This is a genomic window from Fulvivirga sp. AWR4_260 (genome assembly GCF_056158185.1).
The window spans coordinates 443,791-460,839 of the sequence record NZ_JBSWSU010000001.1 but is presented as its reverse complement, the minus strand read 5'-3'; the positions used below and the strand labels follow the sequence as shown (position 1 = coordinate 460,839).

Below are 17,049 nucleotides of genomic sequence, written 5' to 3'. Positions count from 1 at the left end.
AGTGTCAATAGTGGTTTAAACAAATGTAAAAAAAATATATCTAAGCCCGGATATTCTGTGGGATAATGTTTATTTGGTAGATTTACCTTTCTAATAGATTGATTTTTAATTAATACGGTAATTTTTATGAGCGCATTTGCAAAGGAAATTTATGTAGCTAGAAGAGAAGCATTAAAAAAGAAGCTTGGTTCTGGTGTGGTATTATTGCTGGGGAATGAAGAAAGTAGCATGAACTTTCGCGATAATCATTATCGTTTTCGACAAGATAGTACTTTTTTATATTATTTCGGGATTTCATTGCCAGGACTTGCTGCTATTATTGATATTGATAATGATAGAGAGATTATATTTGGAGATGATTTAAGTATAGATCATATCGTGTGGACTGGCCCGCAGCCGACTATGCAGGAGTTGGCTGATTTGGTTGGTGTTAGTACTACATTGCCAGCTAATGAGGTAAAAGGTACTTTAAAGAAGTACGATATACAGACTATTCATTATCTGCCTCCTTACCGACCAGAAAATAAACATAAGCTTCATGATTGGTTAGGTTTCTCTTTTTCTGAAATAGAAGTGAAAATTTCTGTGGAATTAATAATGGCTGTAGTGGCTCAGAGATCTGTTAAGTCTGAGGAGGAGATAAAAGAGATGGATGAGGCTGCAGCGATAAGTGCTGATATGCATTTGACAGTGATGAGAAACGCTAAGCCGGGAATGAAAGAATATGATTTGGTGGCTATGGTTCATGAAACGGCCATGAGTGCTGGTGGTAATTTATCTTATCCCGCTATTATTACTGTAAACGGCCAAATTTTACATAACCATTACTATGGCAATACCCTTAAGGATGGTCAGATGGTGTTGGTAGATACTGGGGCAGAGAATAAAAGCTTTTATGCGGGTGATTTAACAAGAACTTTTCCTGTGAGCGCCACTTTTACTCCAGAGCAAAGAGATCTTTATCAGATTGTTCTTGATGCTCAATATGCTGCAGAGGAGATGCTAAAGCCGGGAGTTCAATTTAAAGATATTCACCTGGCGGCTTGCAAAACCTTGGCTGAGGGCTTAAAAGAAGTTGGTTTGATGAAAGGGGATCTTGATGATGCTGTGGCGCAGGGTGCTCATGCCATGTTCTTTCAGTGCGGGTTAGGTCACTTAATGGGCATGGATGTGCATGATATGGAAGATTTAGGAGAACAGTATGTGGGATATACTGATTCACTGAAGAAGAGTACGCAATTTGGCTTAAAATCTTTGAGACTTGGAAGACAGTTAGAGAAAGGTTTTGTGGTAACAGTAGAGCCCGGGATCTACATTATTCCTGAGTTGATTGATATGTGGGGTAAAGAGAAGAAATTTGCTGAGTTTCTAGATTATGAAAAACTAGATGCTTTTAGAGATTTTGGAGGCATAAGAATAGAAGATGATTATGTTATTACTGAAAATGGACATAAGCTATTAGGGAAAGAATTGGCCAAAGAGGTAAAAGATGTAGAGGCCTTAAGAAAAGAGGCTTTAAGCTAAATAAAGGTATAATTAGTAACAAAAAAGCTGCTCACTGAGCAGCTTTTTTGTTTAATATCCTGCTTAATTAGCAGGTATGAAATATGGTTTTAGGCTAGCTTTCGCGTTAGCTGCTGCACCGTAATAATCTGTATAAGTTTTTGTCTTCTCAATGGTGTAAAAAGAGTCAACATAGTCATCATCGTTGGTCCAGAAGCTTGCTGGCAATGCGTCAACAATGGCCGAGCCGATTGTGCCAACAGCGGTAATCCAAGCTTGTCCGCTCAATGTAGCTGCAAGTTTGCTTAGTTCGGAAACAAGGATAGAAACTAACTCCTGATAGTTGTGGTTGTCATCTTTTTCAAATAACTGAATGTTGGCTGCCTGATAGGCGTAATCATCCCAAAAAAGTAATACTTGGTTCGGGTAGTAATCTTGATCTGCCTTATCTAAATAATACATGGGTATTACTGCTACTTCTACATCTTTGTCAGCATTTCTGATTCCAGAAGTGACAGCGTAAATTTCAGCAGCTCCACTTATCCATGGCTCTTGATCGTCTTTCAGTCTTATTTTTTCTAAAATAGTAGTTTCTGCACCTTCTGCGGCAGTTCTTGCTGTACGGTCGGTAGAAATGGCTTTGTTTTGTAGTCCCGAAGCTTGTAGTTTTTTGTTGATAAGATTTACCTCTACTTTAAACGCTTCAAACCCGTGGTTTTCAACTACTATAACAGGTACATTAGGTTCAGCTTTGGCATCTAAGTAAACTACTTTTTTATCCAAAGTGTATGCTTTTACTTTGGTCCACTCCGCCTCATCTCCGGTAGGAGGAAATGCAATTAGAATATCAGATTTTTTTGCGTTTTCCATACCTTCCGGTAAATACATCCATAACTCAGGGATGGCTACCTCTTCAGGAGAAGAGCCTTTTAAAGCATCATCGTATTGCTTTGCTGTGGTGCTTAATCGTGTGGAAATATCATTTGTATTTTTAGAGGTCAGTTCTACTACTTCAGATAGCTTAACTCCTACTTTATTTTTAAGAAGGGCTGTAACTGCTTCAAAATTGCCCTCTGTGTTAAGGTAATCGGTAACGTCAATTGCAATTTTGTCTAATTCTGAATTAGTTTGGTTTTCAGTGGGTTGTACATTGCTTTCATCACAGCTTGTAATTAAAAAACAGGCCGCAGCCATGGATAAGGCTGAAATTAGTTTTTTCATAATATGATTAGGTTAATAAAAAATTGTTTATAATTTATGAAGTAAGCTCTATTTTGTTAACTATCATAATTATTTTCCTTATAAAACTTACATGTAAGGGTTTATTTGCGATCTATTGTTCTGGTTTTTAGGTGTTTGGTGAAATTATCTATCGATTTTGATCTTTAAATTAGTTGTCTAAATTTATGGCTGATCTTAATTATTTGTATAGAGTCTGTATTTCCATAATCAGGACAATTACCAATTTTAATATTTGGGTATCTTTGGGGTAGTATTTTTTTGATCCGATAAAGGTCTATTATTATTTAAAATATGAAACAGAGAAAAGCATTTATCGTATTCTTACTGGTCTTTACCATACTCTTATCTTCCTTTTCCTTTTATGCATATCAGATGATATTCACTCCTAATTTTCAGGTAGATAAAGATGATAGGGTTTTAATAATAAAAAGGGGTGAAAGTTTTAAAGAGTTGCAAGAGGAGCTTTATGGAAAGAAGTATTTGGACGACCTTATGTCATTTAGCTTTCTTGCTAAAATGATGGGGTATGATAAATCCATGAAATCTGGTATGTACCTCATTAAATCTAATACTAACAATTTGGAGGTGATTAGAGTGTTGAGAGCGGGGCGTCAAGAGCCTGTGAAAATAACTTTTAACAATATACGGCTAAAAAGTGAATTGGCAGAAAAGTTAACCGCTAAGCTCGAAATGGATGAGAATGAGTTTAATCAGGCATTAAATAATTTTATTAGGGACAATAAAAAAGGCTTTAATGATAATAATGTCATTAGCATGTTTATTCCTAATACCTATGAGGTGTATTATGACATCAGTGGAGGTGCTTTAATGGAGCGAATGCTTTTTGAGTATGAAAGGTTTTGGAATGAAGATAGGCAGGCCAAAGCTAAGCAGGTAGGCTTATCTCCTTTGGAGGTGTCTACATTGGCGTCAATTGTACAAGCGGAAAGTATTAAGAATGATGAAAGTAAAAGGATTGCGGGGTTATATATGAACAGGCTAAATAGAGGTATAGCTTTGCAGGCAGACCCTACATTGGTTTTTGCTGTTGGAGATTTTAGTTTAAAAAGAGTACTAAACGTTCATAAGGAAGTTCAATCGCCATATAATACTTACTTAAACGCTGGGCTTCCTCCTGGGCCAATTAATATGCCTACTATCCATTCTATAGATGCGGTGTTGAATTATGAGCGTCATGATTATATATATATGTGTGCGAAGGAGGATTTTTCGGGTTATCATAATTTTGCCGCTACTTATAATCAGCATTTGAGAAATGCGGGTAGGTATCAAAGGCAGTTGTCTATAGAGCAAAGAAAAGCAAGACTTAATCAGGCCAATTAAATATGTACACACACGATACGCAAATAAGGGTGCGCTATGCCGAGACCGACCAAATGGGTTATGTTTACTATGGTAATTATGGGGCGTTTTATGAAGTGGCTAGGGTAGAGTGTCTTCGTCATTTAGGACTTACATATAAAGCTTTAGAAGATATGGGTATTATGATGCCCGTATTGGAATCGCATTCAAAATACTTGGCTCCGGCTAAGTATGATGAGTTGCTTACAATTAAGACCAGTATTAAGCAAAAGCCGGGTGTAAAAATTAAGTTTGAATATGAGATTTTTAGCGAGGATATGCAGAAGATACATGTAGGCGAGACAATTTTGGTTTTTGTGGATAAGGAAACACGTAGGCCTTTGAGAAATCCTCAGCCTATTATTGATGTTTTGGGGCCATTTTTTGAGTGATGAAAAAAAGAATAACAAAATATATTGTTAAGCTGCCATTGTATAATGCACTTATTGCATTGTTGAAACGCGTAAAGTTCAAGAGCTACGATGGGCTTAGTTTGTATGAGGTTATTCTTGTTTTTTTAGAGAAATTAAGTAAGGATGAGGTGATAGAACGAGCTAATGGAGTGGCGTTTAATTTCACTTTGGCTGTTTTTCCAGGGATAATCTTTCTTTTTACCCTTACTCCATATATACATGAGGTGATACCGGGGGTAAGTAAGGTTAGTATCATGGAATTTATAGGAGATGTGCTTCCTCACAATATGTATGAAACGGTTTATAATACTGTGGATGATATAGTGGGTAATACTCGGGGAGGCTTATTGACCTTTGGTGTGCTTTTTTCCTTGTATTTGGCCACTAATGGTATGATGTCTTTAATGAAGGCATTTAATAGTTGTTATAAGACTATAGAAAAACGGGGTTTTTTGAAAATGAGATTAGTCGCTACAGCATTAACTTTAATGCTAGCGATAGTGCTTATGCTTGCTAGTATTCTTTTGGTAATTGGTAATGTGCTAATTGATGTAGTAAATAGTTTTTCATGGTTAGATATAGAAGAATTTATGATATATATATTCTTCCTTCTGCGTTTTATTGTACTATTTATTGTTTTTTTTATAGCTATTTCGTTTATTTACTACTTTGGTCCATCTGTCCACTATAACTGGAGATTTTTTAGTATAGGATCGTTTATAGCTACTTTTCTTTGTATGGCAGTAACATATGGTTTTTCATTCTATGTGTCAAATTTTGCCAATTACAATAAGCTCTATGGGTCTTTAGGGGTTTTGATCGCATTAATGATTTGGCAAGAGATTTTATCTATAGTATTGCTAGTTGGTTATGAAATTAATGCGAGCATTCATCACGCTCACAGGATAGCAGGTATCGATGCGGCCCATCTTAGGGTAAATAAATAATAGTAACATCATGTCTATCAAAGTCCCGAATTTAAAGGAGACAATTAGTCTTGCTTTAAAGGTAATTGCCAGATTTCCGTTAATAGTATTGTGTGCGGTAGTGGGTACTTCTCTTTCTATTTACTGTCTTGAGCATGAAGCTATGCCTGCAGAGACAGAGATGGCGTTTTATCAGTTGCTAAAGGTTGTGTATGCTGGTGTGCCATTATTTTTGGCTCTCAAATTATTGACTGAAGCGTTATCAAAAAAAGTATATGGTATTATAATCCATTTCTGTGGGGTGGCATTTTTACTCATATATTATTATCTACAGCCCGAGAAGCCCTTTTTTTTAAGTGAGGTAAAATATACTTTGCTCATTGCGTTTCTACATTTATTGGTGTCATTCGCTCCTTTTCTTGTTAAAAATGAGCCGAAAGGGTTTTGGAATTTCAATATTAATGTGTTGACACATTTTCTGACATCAATTGTTTTTTCGGGAATCTTTTATGTAGGACTAGCTTTGGCAATGGCTGCTATACATAAATTATTTAACGTTTATATTCATTCATCTACCTATGTAGAGCTTGCGGTAGTAATATACGGTATCTTTTCTGTAGTCTATTTTCTTGGAGGGGTGCCAGAGCGTTCTCAGTTGGTTGAGGATGAAGTATATTCCCAAGGGCTTTCTATTTTAGTTCAGTATATATTAGGTCCTTTGGTGGTAATATACAGTATTATCTTATACTTATATACAGCTAAGATTATTGTTAAATGGGAGTGGCCTAATGGATGGATTGCATATTTATTTATTAGTTATGCTGTGCTGGGTTTACTTACCTATTTGATGGCTTACCCAATATCTAGACAAGCCTCTAAATCATGGGTTAAGTACTTTTTAAAGACTTTTTTTATTTCGCTTTTACCATTAGTGGTTGTATTGTTTTTGGCGGTTTATAGAAGGGTGAGCGAATATGGACTAACAGAAAATAGATACTTTTTGTATGCCATAGATCTTTGGCTTGTGGGTATTGCTATTTATTTTTTAATCAGTAAATCCCGAAATATTATTGTAATACCTATTTCTCTTGCAGTGCTTATTGCTGTTACTTCGGTAGGTCCCTTAGGAGCTTTTGCTGTTTCAGACAATGCTCAGTTTGAACGATTGGAAATTTATTTAACTAAGCAACGTGAGAGTGAAAATTTGTCATTTCAAGAAAGGAAGAATGTGTCTTCTATAATGATGTATTTCCACAAAAGAAAGAAATTAGATTATGTGCAGCCATTATTCAATGCTGATGTTAAGTCTTTGGAGCAAACGGTAGATGTAGGGGTGATTTCGAAGTTATTGAGTGAATATAACTTGAAAGAGCTTACTAAGTGGGCTACTGAGGATATGGAGCAAAGTGAGCGAGTAACGGCTAATCTGAGTGCTAATGTTGTCAATTATGTAGATGTCTCGGGCTATGAGCTTTTTGTTAATGCAGATACTTATAATGATTCTGTTACCCATGAAGAAGATGGTGATTATATAGTGAATATCGATGGTAAGCGTTATGTGTTGCCGGCATACGAATTTTATGAAAAGATGGGGGAGAAGTACAAAGGGCAGACTAAATACCGCTTAGATGCGGAGGAGTTATCATATGAGGGTGAAACTGAAGATATCTCTTATAAAATTTATTTTGAGGCTTTATACTTGAAATCTACTGACAATCATTGGTTTAAGATTGGTTCTGATGAGTTGAAAATTTTTATTCATAAAAAAAGATAAAAAAAGCGGAGCCAATGTTTGCGGTTAAATAATTTTATACTACATTTGCAATCCTGTTACGGTAATACGAAGCCGAAACAAGAAAGAGGAGTGGCAGAGTGGTCGAATGCACTGGTCTTGAAAACCAGCGTACTGCAAGGTACCGGGGGTTCGAATCCCTCCTCCTCTGCAAAGGAAGCATCGCAAAAGCGATGCTTTTTTCATTTATAGACATCCCAAATTCCCTCCCGGCCGATAATGGTCAAGTGCTCATTCATAAGTGTTTATGCTTTATTTTTAAGATTAACCAAGTAATAGTTTTAAAAAATATTACATTTTCATTAAAATCAGTATTAAATTACCATAATAAAAGGTATGTGAATACACTCTATACAATAGAGGTTGGCTTATGAATAAACAGTTTACATCAATAACTAAGGACTTTAACGAGCTTGTTGGTCATTATGATGAATTTTTAGCACTCATAGAACAGCACGACTTACAGGAATTGCCTTCGGTTTATAACTTATATGATATAGAACCCTTTTTTGGACAAATGGTCAATGAGGAAATTCCTGATGATGGTTTTCTTGCTGCTTATGATGAATTTGATCCTGATGAAGATGACTTATATCTATATTGGATTAGCTTGGAGACAAAGCGAATATACCAAAAGAGGTTGTTATTAAGTGATAATGTATATTATGATACTTTTTATTATTACGATAAAGAGCATTATAGGAGTGCTACCATTTATGTTAGCAATGTGGGAAGAAAGGCAGTGAAGCTGATGGACCTCTACCTGAAAGATGGCCTGCCCAGTCAATTGCTGATTTGTGAGGACGGTAAGGATGTGCAATTGCGAGAGTATGAAATAGAAGATGGTCAGCTTAATGGATATCAGGCTACTTTTTTTAGTGTTGCCAGTGGTACCATTCGTCCATTTAATATTGGTGTAAAGTTTAATTATAACGAGGAAGGTGATTTAGAGAGTATTTTAGAGTCTGGAATTAGAGGAACGCACCTTTTGTATAAGTCTTTTGATGATGATTTGGAATGGAAGGATGTCTGTGATGCCATAGAAGACTGTTTAGTCAATGAGTTGAAGCGTCAGGTTATTAGCCAGGTTGAGATTAAGGAAGATGTATATTGCATCTTGTTAGAATATAGTATGGATGTGCCCTTTCCTCCAACTGTAGCAATTGGTATGGATAGTGAGCGTTCTGGAGATGACGAGCCAGATGGCTGGTTTGAAATGTCTGAAATGTACTATTATTCTGAGTCAGGTACTTTAGATATTATTTTAGACAGTATGGAAATGCAGGAGCTATACTTGTATTTCAATCGACTTTATAATGCTAGTGATAGCTTTATGCAGGACGAATTAGAAATTGATATTCATAGCATGTATAGCAATGTTACTAAGCGGCTGATGCATGTCGATTTTAGAAATAGTTTTACTAGAACAGCTGATTTCGTAGTTATAGCTATAGATGCTGAAAAGGGTTTTAATGATGAGGCATACGAAGAGGCTGTGAATTATAAGCTCAAGAATAAACTATAGTCATTTTATTTAATGTTTAAACATTAAATAAAATGTAACGTATATATTTGTGTTGAACAAAACATTGATGTGATGGATGCAATACAAATGATGGATAAGCTTTCTGGTGAGCTGAAGCCAAGCGATAAGATGCCTGTGTTATTTATGGGGCATGGTAGCCCAATGAATGCTATTGAGGAGAATCAATTTGTGAGTGGTTTCAGGGAGGTAAGTCATACTATACCTAGGCCGCAGGCTATCTTGTGTATATCCGCACATTGGTTGACTCATGGGACACACGTTACTGCGATGCTGCAGCCGCGCACCATCCATGACTTTGGAGGTTTTCCGCAGAAATTATTTCAACAACAGTATCCCGCGCCCGGTAGTGCTGAATTAGCCACGCTAGCTAAAGATGTTTTGCTGCCAGTAGAAGTGGGCTTAGACCATGAATGGGGGCTTGATCATGGTACTTGGAGTGTTTTAAAACACATGTATCCCGAGGCTAATATTCCTGTAGTGCAGTTAAGTATTGATTATAGTAAGCCCGCAGCATATCATTATGAGTTGGGAAAGAGGTTAAGAAGCCTAAGAGAAAGGGGAGTTTTAATTATTGGGAGTGGTAATATTATTCACAACCTGCGCATGGTTGATTTTAGAAACATTGATAAGGTGGGCTACGGGTATGATTGGGCGCATGAGGCCAGAAGCCTGACTAACCAGTGGCTGATTGATGGTGATCATTCTTCTATAATCAACTTTGAAAAGGCTGGGGGTGTAGCATTAAAATATGCGGTGCCTACACCAGATCATTATTACCCCTTGCTATATATTCTGGGACTGCAAGCTGGAAAAGAAGATTTGATATTGTTTAATGACGAGCTTATAGCTGGCTCATTGAGTATGACCTCTGTGAAAATAGGAATTTAAAAAGGGTAGTTACTACCCTTATATAATCTTAGTTTTCGCTATATTTTGCTTTGTAAACTTCATAAACTAAATCGTTTATTACGCGCGGTAATAAATCTAATTTGAGCGCTATCTTTTTGCATAATTCCACTTCTTTCGTGTCAATGTCATTGTCAATCATCATTATTGCAACAAGATCTCTCGCCTGTTGAATCTTATCGTCATATTTTTTTGGGGCTGAGAATTTAACCGATCCAGGGTTGTTTTTTATGTTTTCAATTTCTTCATCGGTTATATCTAGTTGGTGTGCTATTGATAGGAGTAAATTCCACTCTTCCGAGGCTAGTTCACCATCCGCCAATGCCACGGAAATTAAATTTTGAATGTGACTTTTTCTCGTGCTATCACCAATGCCAACTATATTCAATAGATTCATATGTGTATGTTTGAATGTTATAGACTAAGCTTTAATACCTTACATATATATAAGGTAAGTAGATAATCTTACTAATACAATAGAAAGTATTTATTAAACATCGAATTCAATCTTCTTGTTTATAGCTAAAATCTATATTGTTATTAATATTATCAATTTGATCTATAATATTCTTCTCCTTAGCTTCGTGTCATAATCAATAAGAAATTAATAAACGCAAAGAGACATGATATCAATAGGTGAAAAATTTCCAGAATTTAAAAAGCAAGCAACAGTATCAATTGAAAAGGGAAAAGAATTTGCCACCCTTTCTTCTGATAATTTGAAAAATGATGAGGATAAATGGACGGTGATGTTTTGGTGGCCCAAGGATTTTACGTTTGTATGCCCTACAGAGATTGCTGAGTTCAATAAAAATTACTCTGAATTTACGGATAGGGATACTGAGCTTATAGGGGCTTCTACAGATTCTGAATTTGTGCACTTGGCATGGCGAAAGGATCATGACGATTTAAGAGAATTGAAATTTCCAATGCTGGCCGATACTTCTAAATCACTTGCTGAGGAATTGGGAATATTGGAGGCTACTGAAAAAGTGGCTTACCGTGCAACATTTATTATAGACCCTGATGGTATTATAAGATGGGTTTCTGCTTATGATTTAAATGTAGGACGAAATGTAGAGGAGGTTTTACGTGTATTGGACGCGTTGCAAACAGATGAGCTTTGTCCTTGTAATTGGGAAAAAGGTGAGGAAACGTTAGTAGGATAATAAATTAGTAAAGGTATGAGTACAGTACTTCAAGAGATCTCGGAAGATTTAAATATAAGTTTAAATGATAATGCTGCCTTTGCAGCATTAGAAGAAGGGCAAAGCCGGTGGACTAGGGACTTAAAAGTGAATTTGAAAAATGCCCTGAAAGCCGGTGTTCTAACTGATAAAGAAATAGCATTAATAGGTGTAGCCATTGCTGCTAATGAAAGGAGTGAGGCCTTTGAGCAGTTTTTTATAGAAAGAGCATATGCTGCTGAAGCTTCGGCAGAAGAAATAGCTGAGGCAGTGGCGTGCGCTTCGTTGCTGGCAAGTAACAATATTTTGTATAGGTTTAGACATTTTACGAAAAAGGATAAGTATAATGCTTTGCCTGCCGGTATTAAAATGAACATTATGATGAAGCCTGTTACGGGTAAATCGTTTTTTGAATTGATGAGCTTGGCTGTGTCTGCAGTTAATGGATGTGAAATGTGTGTAAATGCACATGAAGCTTCACTGATGGAGCTAGGAGAGACAGAGGAAAGGGTGTTTGCATCAGTAAAAATAGCCTCTGTTATTGTGAGTGCTACAAAAGTATTACGTTAATCAGGTTTTGACAACGTAAGTCAAGCCAGGCAGAAGGGTGCCTGGCTTTTTTTATTGCATAAATTCGAAGGCGCTTCTATAAGCTCCAATTTCATTGATATAATCTAAGAATTTTTCGTAGAAATCATTTTGAGCAATGGTTCCGCTGTCGCCAATTACTACTAACTTTTTCTTAGCTCTGGTTAGGGCCACATTCATACGTCTCGCATTGGCCAAAAAACCAATCTCTCCCGTTTCGTTAGATCTAACTAGGCTAATATAAATTACATCTCTTTCCTGCCCTTGAAATGAATCTACAGTATCTATGTTGATCTTTTTTAGTAATTTTTCATCCAAGGCTTTTTGTTCTACTATCAGATCGTAAAGGCAGCTTACCTGCGCTTTATAAGGAGCTATAATTCCTATATCCGTTAGTTCATCTAGCTTGTTTACAGCTTCTACTTGATCGATATACTGTTTAAAGTGCCTTAGTAATAATTCCGCTTCTTCTTTGTTGAAAGAGCTTCTTGTTTCACTGTCTCTTTCTTCAAAATATCCGCAACCAGCCGTATCTATAAATTCGACTACTTGGTCACCTGGGAATACATTCCAGTGTGCAACTTCTTTATTTGCTTTTAAGCTGTTTTTGTAAAATACTTGGCTAGAGAAGTTCATGATCTCTTCATTCATCCTATACTGCTCTGCCAGCATTACGTCAGCTTTGTTGTTATTGATTGCTTTTTCAAAAAGAGTTACTTCCAAGCCATTTTTTGCTGCTTCATAAGATTTTATTGTTGGCGGAAGTTGGCAGTGGTCACCTGCAAATATTACGCGCTGAGCCTTTGTTATAGGAATCCAAGTTGCAGGCTCCAGCGCTTGCGCTGCCTCATCAATGAATACCGTTTTGAAATTGAGATTCCTTAGGTTGTTGTTACTTGCACCAACCAATGTGCAGGCTATTACCTGACTTTTGCTTATAATGTCATTAGTAATATAGAAGTTCAACTGGTCAGCCTCATCTTTTAGGTCGCGAGCCTCCGAAAGTAGTCTTTTTCTTTGCTCTCTTTCTGCATAACCAAAATTGCGCTTATATTTTTGACCTAATGACCTGAACTCTTCAGCTCGTTTTCGAAGCGCTTTCATGTCTTTATAGTCAGCATGGTGCGCAATGCGCGCATCTAAAGTTTTACTCAGTGTTTCTTCAGTTACTCTAGCCGGGTGTCCTATTCTAAGGACATTAATGTCTTGCTCTGCTAATTTTTCGGCAAGTAAATCCACTGCTGCATTACTAGGTGCGCAAACCAGTATTTGCTTCTCAGTTTTTAGCGTTTGAATGATAGACTGAATTAATGTAGTGGTTTTTCCTGTGCCAGGAGGGCCATGTATTATTGCTACATCATTAGCATTTTCTACCAGATTGAGCGCCAAATTTTGACTTTCGTTAAGTCCAGGAGACTTAATGGGAGTGTTATTTTTGAAAAAAGCTGGTTTGTTTCCTAATAGTATTTCTTTAAGTTCTATTAGTCGCTTGTCGTCAGTCTTGCGTAGGTATTGAATGGTTTTCTCCATCTCCCTGTAAGAACTTTCGTCAAATAAAAGCTGCACGCCTAGTTTACCATCTTTTAGCCAGTCTGGTATATCATCGCTATTCAGCGTAATCATCATGTCTTGTTTATTGACATAATTAATTACTCCATTTATAGTTTCTGAATCTTCACTATTGCCGCTAGCATTGGAAAATAAGCTTACTAACTTGCCTGACTGAAACATGTGAGACTCTCTATGCTCATCTGAGCGAGAGACTTTTGCGAGTAAGCGATCGCCCGAGTCATATTTGGCGCGTTCTAGGTGCACGGGGTACCAGCATACACCTTGTTTTCTTCTTTCATTGAAAGAGGTGCCAGTCATTTTGCGCTTGTATTGAGCTAGGTCCTCTTCCTTTTCTTGCTTTAATAAATTGAGCAACTTTTTAAGTTGCTCATCTATTTTTATTCCTTCCATAAAATTAATTCGTATGCGAAGGTAAGCTTTTGTTTATCTATAATTCAATAAGATTGAGTTATCCTAATGAATTAATCTTCAAATCCCTCATTGTTAAAGTCAGGGAATTGTTTTTTGATATTTCTGTCTGTAGGCTTTACGGGATTTTCCCAGCTTGCATCTAACTCTAACAAAATCATTTTTTTGTTATTGAGCTGAGCTTTTAGTTTATCTACATCATTGTAGAAGTTATTATCTCTTCTGTGAGATTTTAGTGCATATTTTCGTGCAAAATTATCTCCCTCCGCCTGTAAATTATTTCTGATATCGATATTCAATTTTAAGCGCTCTAAGATATCATCTTTGGATCGGCCTAAAACTTCAGTGGCTTCTAGTGTACCTAGAGTTAATACGGCTGTTCCGCCCACACCAGACACATAGTCTTTTTGATTGTCTTCAAGGAAAACAGGGCTCACACCGGTAATTGCACCTAATGAGGCATTAACTATGGATCTATTCTTTTTGCCTGTTTTTGCCTTTTTAAGCATACGGTTCAAAGATTTCTGGTTCTGATCTAGTTGGTCTATCACGTCCATGGTTAATATCAACATATTGCGATACTTATTGTAAAGGCGCTGATCTTTTTGTTCAATATTTTCAGTGTCCATTATTTGAACAGTCAGCTTTTTCTCGGCACGCTTATTAGACTCATCCAGCACATATATTACTAGTTCTACATCAGTAGATTTTTGCTCTTCACCTACAAACTCATAGCCGGGAGTCCAAGTAAATTCCCACTGGGTAGCCGTATTTCTTTTTAGGGCTGTTTTGGGTATTCTTAAGTCGTTAGATACAAAAGCTACATCTTTAATATTGTCATCACCATTAGGGTCAGATACATAAAAATTAAGATTCAAAACCTCATCTTCTTTTAATGAAATAAGGGTATCGTTAGGCACTACAAGTATTTCTGGAGGTAAGTCTAGCTGTGTTGGGGCTATAATTAATGTGCCCATGGTTTCAGATTTTTCTGGCTGATCCTGCACAATAAAATGCACCTCTAGTGGCTCTTTTCTAATCATTCTAAACTGGTTGCGAGAAGGTTTCCAACTAAAAATGCCCAATTCTGATAAATTGGCTCCTTCGGGCATTTCAGCCAAAATGGGTTTAAAAACAATCGGGTCATCATCAGGATCCCTGATTTGATCAAGCTGTTTTAAATTAAATTCATTTTGAGAATATTGTTTTACATAAAAGTTGGGCAACTCTCCAATGCTAGGAGGCCTGTTTTTATGTAGCACCGTAAAGGGAACTTCTTTTCTTATTTTATTTCCAGTCTCACTGATGGCCTCAAATATAACACTGAAGTCTGCTTTCTCTTGAACTCGATCTACCAACTCATAAGAAGGTGTCCAGTTGAAGTTGCCAGCAGAATCAAATTCAATTTCTAACCCCCTATCTCCATACAATGAAAACACATATTTATGTTTTTTATCTGTGGTTTCAACTTTAAATGCCAGAGAGTCTCCTTCTTCAATTACATTCCAAGCAAAATCATTAGGGAAGATGAATTCTTGAGCTTGAGCCTTAACTGTAAAAAATAGCAATATAGACAGATATGCGAGTGCGGCTTTGTACTTCACTTTATTTCTAATCATGTTTCACTTACAAATTTATGAATGTATTGTTTTGAAATAAATGAATACAATGTTTTTATTATAATGGTAAGTGTTAATAGATTCCACGTTCAGTTATATCTTGTCTAATCCTATTCTTTTCTTTATCTTTTTTTGGTAGTTTCTTCCTATTGGTAGCTGTTTGTCTTCGATTTCGATATTATTACCTTCTAAAGATTTTATTTTATCAATGGCTACAGTGTATGACCTGTGTATACGTAAAAATTTTTCAGACGGTAATAACTTGGTTATGCTCCTTAAGTTATGGTGGGTGATTAAGTTTTCAAATTGAGTTACTACACGCACATAGTCTTTCAGGCTTTCGATATACAAAATGTCTGATAGAAATATTTTAATAATGCGCTTATCTACCTTAATAAAAATGTACTCGTTTTCAGGTTTGCTTACAGCATCTTTTTGAGTTTCATTTTCTTTTTTATAATGGTTGGTAACTTTGTCAATGGCTTTGATAAAACGGGGTAGAGAGATTGGTTTTACCAGATAATCAAACACGTCAAGTTCATAACTTTCTACAGCGTACTCTCTATAAGCTGTGGTAATAATTACTAGTGGCTTGTGATCCAGGCTTTTTAAAAAGTCCATTCCATTTAACTCCGGCATGTTAATATCCAGAAACATAAGATGAATGGTGTGTTCTTTTAATAGCTGAAATGCCTCCATGGCATTTCCGCATGTGTCAACTATTTCAAAATTATCAAAATTGCTCAAATGGTTTTTGATGACGTTTCTGCCAAGCGGCTCATCATCTACTATCAGGCATTTTATTTTCATCAAGAACTATTTTTAAAAATATTTGATAGTGACCATCATCATTAATGATGTCAAGGGTAAAATCATCTTCATAAAGTAACTCTAGCCTTCGTATAGTATTTTGTATTCCTATACCAGAGTTTTCTTTATTTCTATTTAACATATTGCGGTTGGTGGCACTTACTGCGTTACTTACTTTAAATAACATGCTACTTCCGTCAATTTCAATATCAATTTTTATCGGCTCGTTGCCGTTTTGATAGTTGGCCCCATGTTTAAATGCATTTTCAATGAAAGGCATTAATATAAGAGGAGGGATATTTTTGTCAGCTATATTCCCAGATATGTTAAATGTAGCAATTTGTTTTGTATCATACCTCAATCTTTCTAAATCAATATAGTTTTGAATGTGATTTATTTCTTCAGGTAGTGGTACTTTTTTATTTTTTCCCTTATATATTACATAACTCATTAAGTCAGAAAGTTTTAAAACAGTCTCTGGCGCTTTGTCCGATTTGTCTAGTGTTAATGAGTATAGGTTATTTAATGTATTGAAGAAAAAGTGTGGTTGAACTTGGGATCTTAGAAATGAGAGCTCCGTTTCATGATTTCTTCTTTCTAGTTCTCTAGCTTTTCTTTGTGCATTTACCCAATCTATGATGAGCTTAATGGCTGTGGTAAGTCCTATTACGTATAATTCTCCAATGGCCACGGCTATTATATAGTTAAAGCCAAAAAGCGATTGACCTTTTACTACGGATTCTCGCCATACTTCGGTGGTCACTAAGTTATATGTTAATACAATTCTTATGAGTGACATTACTAATATAGAGAGGCCCAGAAAGCTGAGGTATTTTACAAATTTGTTGGGTATGTACCTCGGCAGTAAGTAATAAAGGTTAAAGTATACTAATATAAGGTGAATGGGAAATTCAACCAGGTTGGACCTTAATGAGTATGCATAATCTTCAAAGTAACTTCCCCATCTAAAGGTGTTGAATACAAAGTATATCGTCCAGAAAACGATATGATATAAAATGGGTCTTTTCAGATAGTTGGGCATTCTTTTTCTTAAAGTGCCACTAATATAATGATCATTTGAAATGATTGAAAGTACTTCCATTCCTAAGGTTTAATAGGTGCTGATAAGATAAACCTAATAAAAAAATGGCGACTTGGTTTTTAGCTAATGGGTC

15 protein-coding genes and 1 tRNA gene are annotated in these 17,049 nt (G+C 36.1%); 10 read left to right on the top strand and 6 right to left on the bottom strand.

What is annotated here, in order from left to right; all coding sequences use genetic code 11:
* The first annotated feature begins 126 nt into the window (after positions 1 to 126).
* A complete protein-coding gene (locus ACXACQ_RS02155; protein ID WP_474974275.1) occupies positions 127 to 1,524 on the top strand; it encodes an aminopeptidase P family protein in 1,398 nt (465 codons plus the stop codon).
* 63 nt (positions 1,525 to 1,587) lie between these two features.
* Here the strand turns inward: ACXACQ_RS02155 and ACXACQ_RS02150 are convergent, their stop codons facing one another.
* Positions 1,588 to 2,724, bottom strand: coding sequence for a DUF3103 family protein (locus ACXACQ_RS02150; RefSeq protein ID WP_474974274.1), 1,137 nt, complete (start codon positions 2,722 to 2,724; stop codon positions 1,588 to 1,590).
* Between the two features lie 312 nt (positions 2,725 to 3,036).
* Between ACXACQ_RS02150 and mltG the strand changes: the two genes are divergently transcribed.
* From mltG to ygiD, 7 genes are all read left to right on the top strand, one after another.
* A complete protein-coding gene (gene mltG, locus ACXACQ_RS02145; RefSeq protein ID WP_474974273.1) occupies positions 3,037 to 4,089 on the top strand; it encodes an endolytic transglycosylase MltG in 1,053 nt (350 codons plus the stop codon).
* Positions 4,090 to 4,091: 2 nt separating this feature from the next.
* Complete coding sequence (locus ACXACQ_RS02140) at positions 4,092 to 4,499, top strand: acyl-CoA thioesterase (RefSeq protein ID WP_474974272.1); 408 nt, start codon at positions 4,092 to 4,094, stop codon at positions 4,497 to 4,499.
* Positions 4,499 to 5,467 carry a YihY/virulence factor BrkB family protein gene (locus ACXACQ_RS02135; protein ID WP_474974271.1) on the top strand — a complete coding sequence of 323 codons (969 nt, stop codon included), beginning with the start codon at positions 4,499 to 4,501 and terminating at the stop codon, positions 5,465 to 5,467. Before ACXACQ_RS02140 ends, ACXACQ_RS02135 begins: the two co-directional genes overlap by 1 nt.
* A 10-nt stretch (positions 5,468 to 5,477) precedes the next feature.
* Positions 5,478 to 7,220: a DUF4153 domain-containing protein gene (locus ACXACQ_RS02130; protein WP_474974270.1), complete on the top strand. Its 1,743-nt coding sequence runs from the start codon at positions 5,478 to 5,480 to the stop codon at positions 7,218 to 7,220.
* An 84-nt stretch (positions 7,221 to 7,304) separates the two neighbouring features.
* A tRNA-Ser gene (locus ACXACQ_RS02125) sits at positions 7,305 to 7,389 on the top strand.
* Positions 7,390 to 7,608: 219 nt separating this feature from the next.
* Positions 7,609 to 8,763 (top strand): hypothetical protein, encoded by a 1,155-nt coding sequence (locus ACXACQ_RS02120; RefSeq protein WP_474974269.1) that lies wholly within the window; start codon positions 7,609 to 7,611, stop codon positions 8,761 to 8,763.
* Between the two features lie 72 nt (positions 8,764 to 8,835).
* Positions 8,836 to 9,672 (top strand): 4,5-DOPA-extradiol-dioxygenase, encoded by an 837-nt coding sequence (gene ygiD, locus ACXACQ_RS02115; RefSeq protein WP_474974268.1) that lies wholly within the window; start codon positions 8,836 to 8,838, stop codon positions 9,670 to 9,672.
* Between the two features lie 28 nt (positions 9,673 to 9,700).
* Here the strand turns inward: ygiD and ACXACQ_RS02110 are convergent, their stop codons facing one another.
* Positions 9,701 to 10,087 carry a TerB family tellurite resistance protein gene (locus tag ACXACQ_RS02110; protein ID WP_474974267.1) on the bottom strand — a complete coding sequence of 129 codons (387 nt, stop codon included), beginning with the start codon at positions 10,085 to 10,087 and terminating at the stop codon, positions 9,701 to 9,703.
* 226 nt (positions 10,088 to 10,313) lie between these two features.
* On the opposite strand from ACXACQ_RS02110, the gene ACXACQ_RS02105 reads away from it, so the two are divergent.
* The gene (locus ACXACQ_RS02105; RefSeq protein WP_474974266.1) at positions 10,314 to 10,859 is read left to right on the top strand and encodes a peroxiredoxin; all 546 of its coding nucleotides are present in this window, start codon (positions 10,314 to 10,316) and stop codon (positions 10,857 to 10,859) included.
* A gap of 15 nt (positions 10,860 to 10,874) precedes the next feature.
* Positions 10,875 to 11,447: a carboxymuconolactone decarboxylase family protein gene (locus tag ACXACQ_RS02100; RefSeq protein ID WP_474974265.1), complete on the top strand. Its 573-nt coding sequence runs from the start codon at positions 10,875 to 10,877 to the stop codon at positions 11,445 to 11,447.
* A 51-nt stretch (positions 11,448 to 11,498) separates the two neighbouring features.
* Here ACXACQ_RS02100 and ACXACQ_RS02095 read toward each other — a convergent pair whose 3' ends face one another.
* From ACXACQ_RS02095 to ACXACQ_RS02080, 4 genes are all read right to left on the bottom strand, one after another.
* Complete coding sequence (locus ACXACQ_RS02095; RefSeq protein ID WP_474974264.1) at positions 11,499 to 13,427, bottom strand: AAA domain-containing protein; 1,929 nt, start codon at positions 13,425 to 13,427, stop codon at positions 11,499 to 11,501.
* 71 nt (positions 13,428 to 13,498) lie between these two features.
* Positions 13,499 to 15,064 carry a hypothetical protein gene (locus ACXACQ_RS02090; protein WP_474974263.1) on the bottom strand — a complete coding sequence of 522 codons (1,566 nt, stop codon included), beginning with the start codon at positions 15,062 to 15,064 and terminating at the stop codon, positions 13,499 to 13,501.
* Between the two features lie 93 nt (positions 15,065 to 15,157).
* Positions 15,158 to 15,874 carry a LytR/AlgR family response regulator transcription factor gene (locus ACXACQ_RS02085; protein ID WP_474974262.1) on the bottom strand — a complete coding sequence of 239 codons (717 nt, stop codon included), beginning with the start codon at positions 15,872 to 15,874 and terminating at the stop codon, positions 15,158 to 15,160.
* Entirely contained in the window at positions 15,846 to 16,976 is a 1,131-nt protein-coding gene (locus ACXACQ_RS02080) for a sensor histidine kinase (protein ID WP_474974261.1), read from the bottom strand. Before ACXACQ_RS02080 ends, ACXACQ_RS02085 begins: the two co-directional genes overlap by 29 nt.
* Between the last annotated feature and the right edge of the window lie 73 nt (positions 16,977 to 17,049).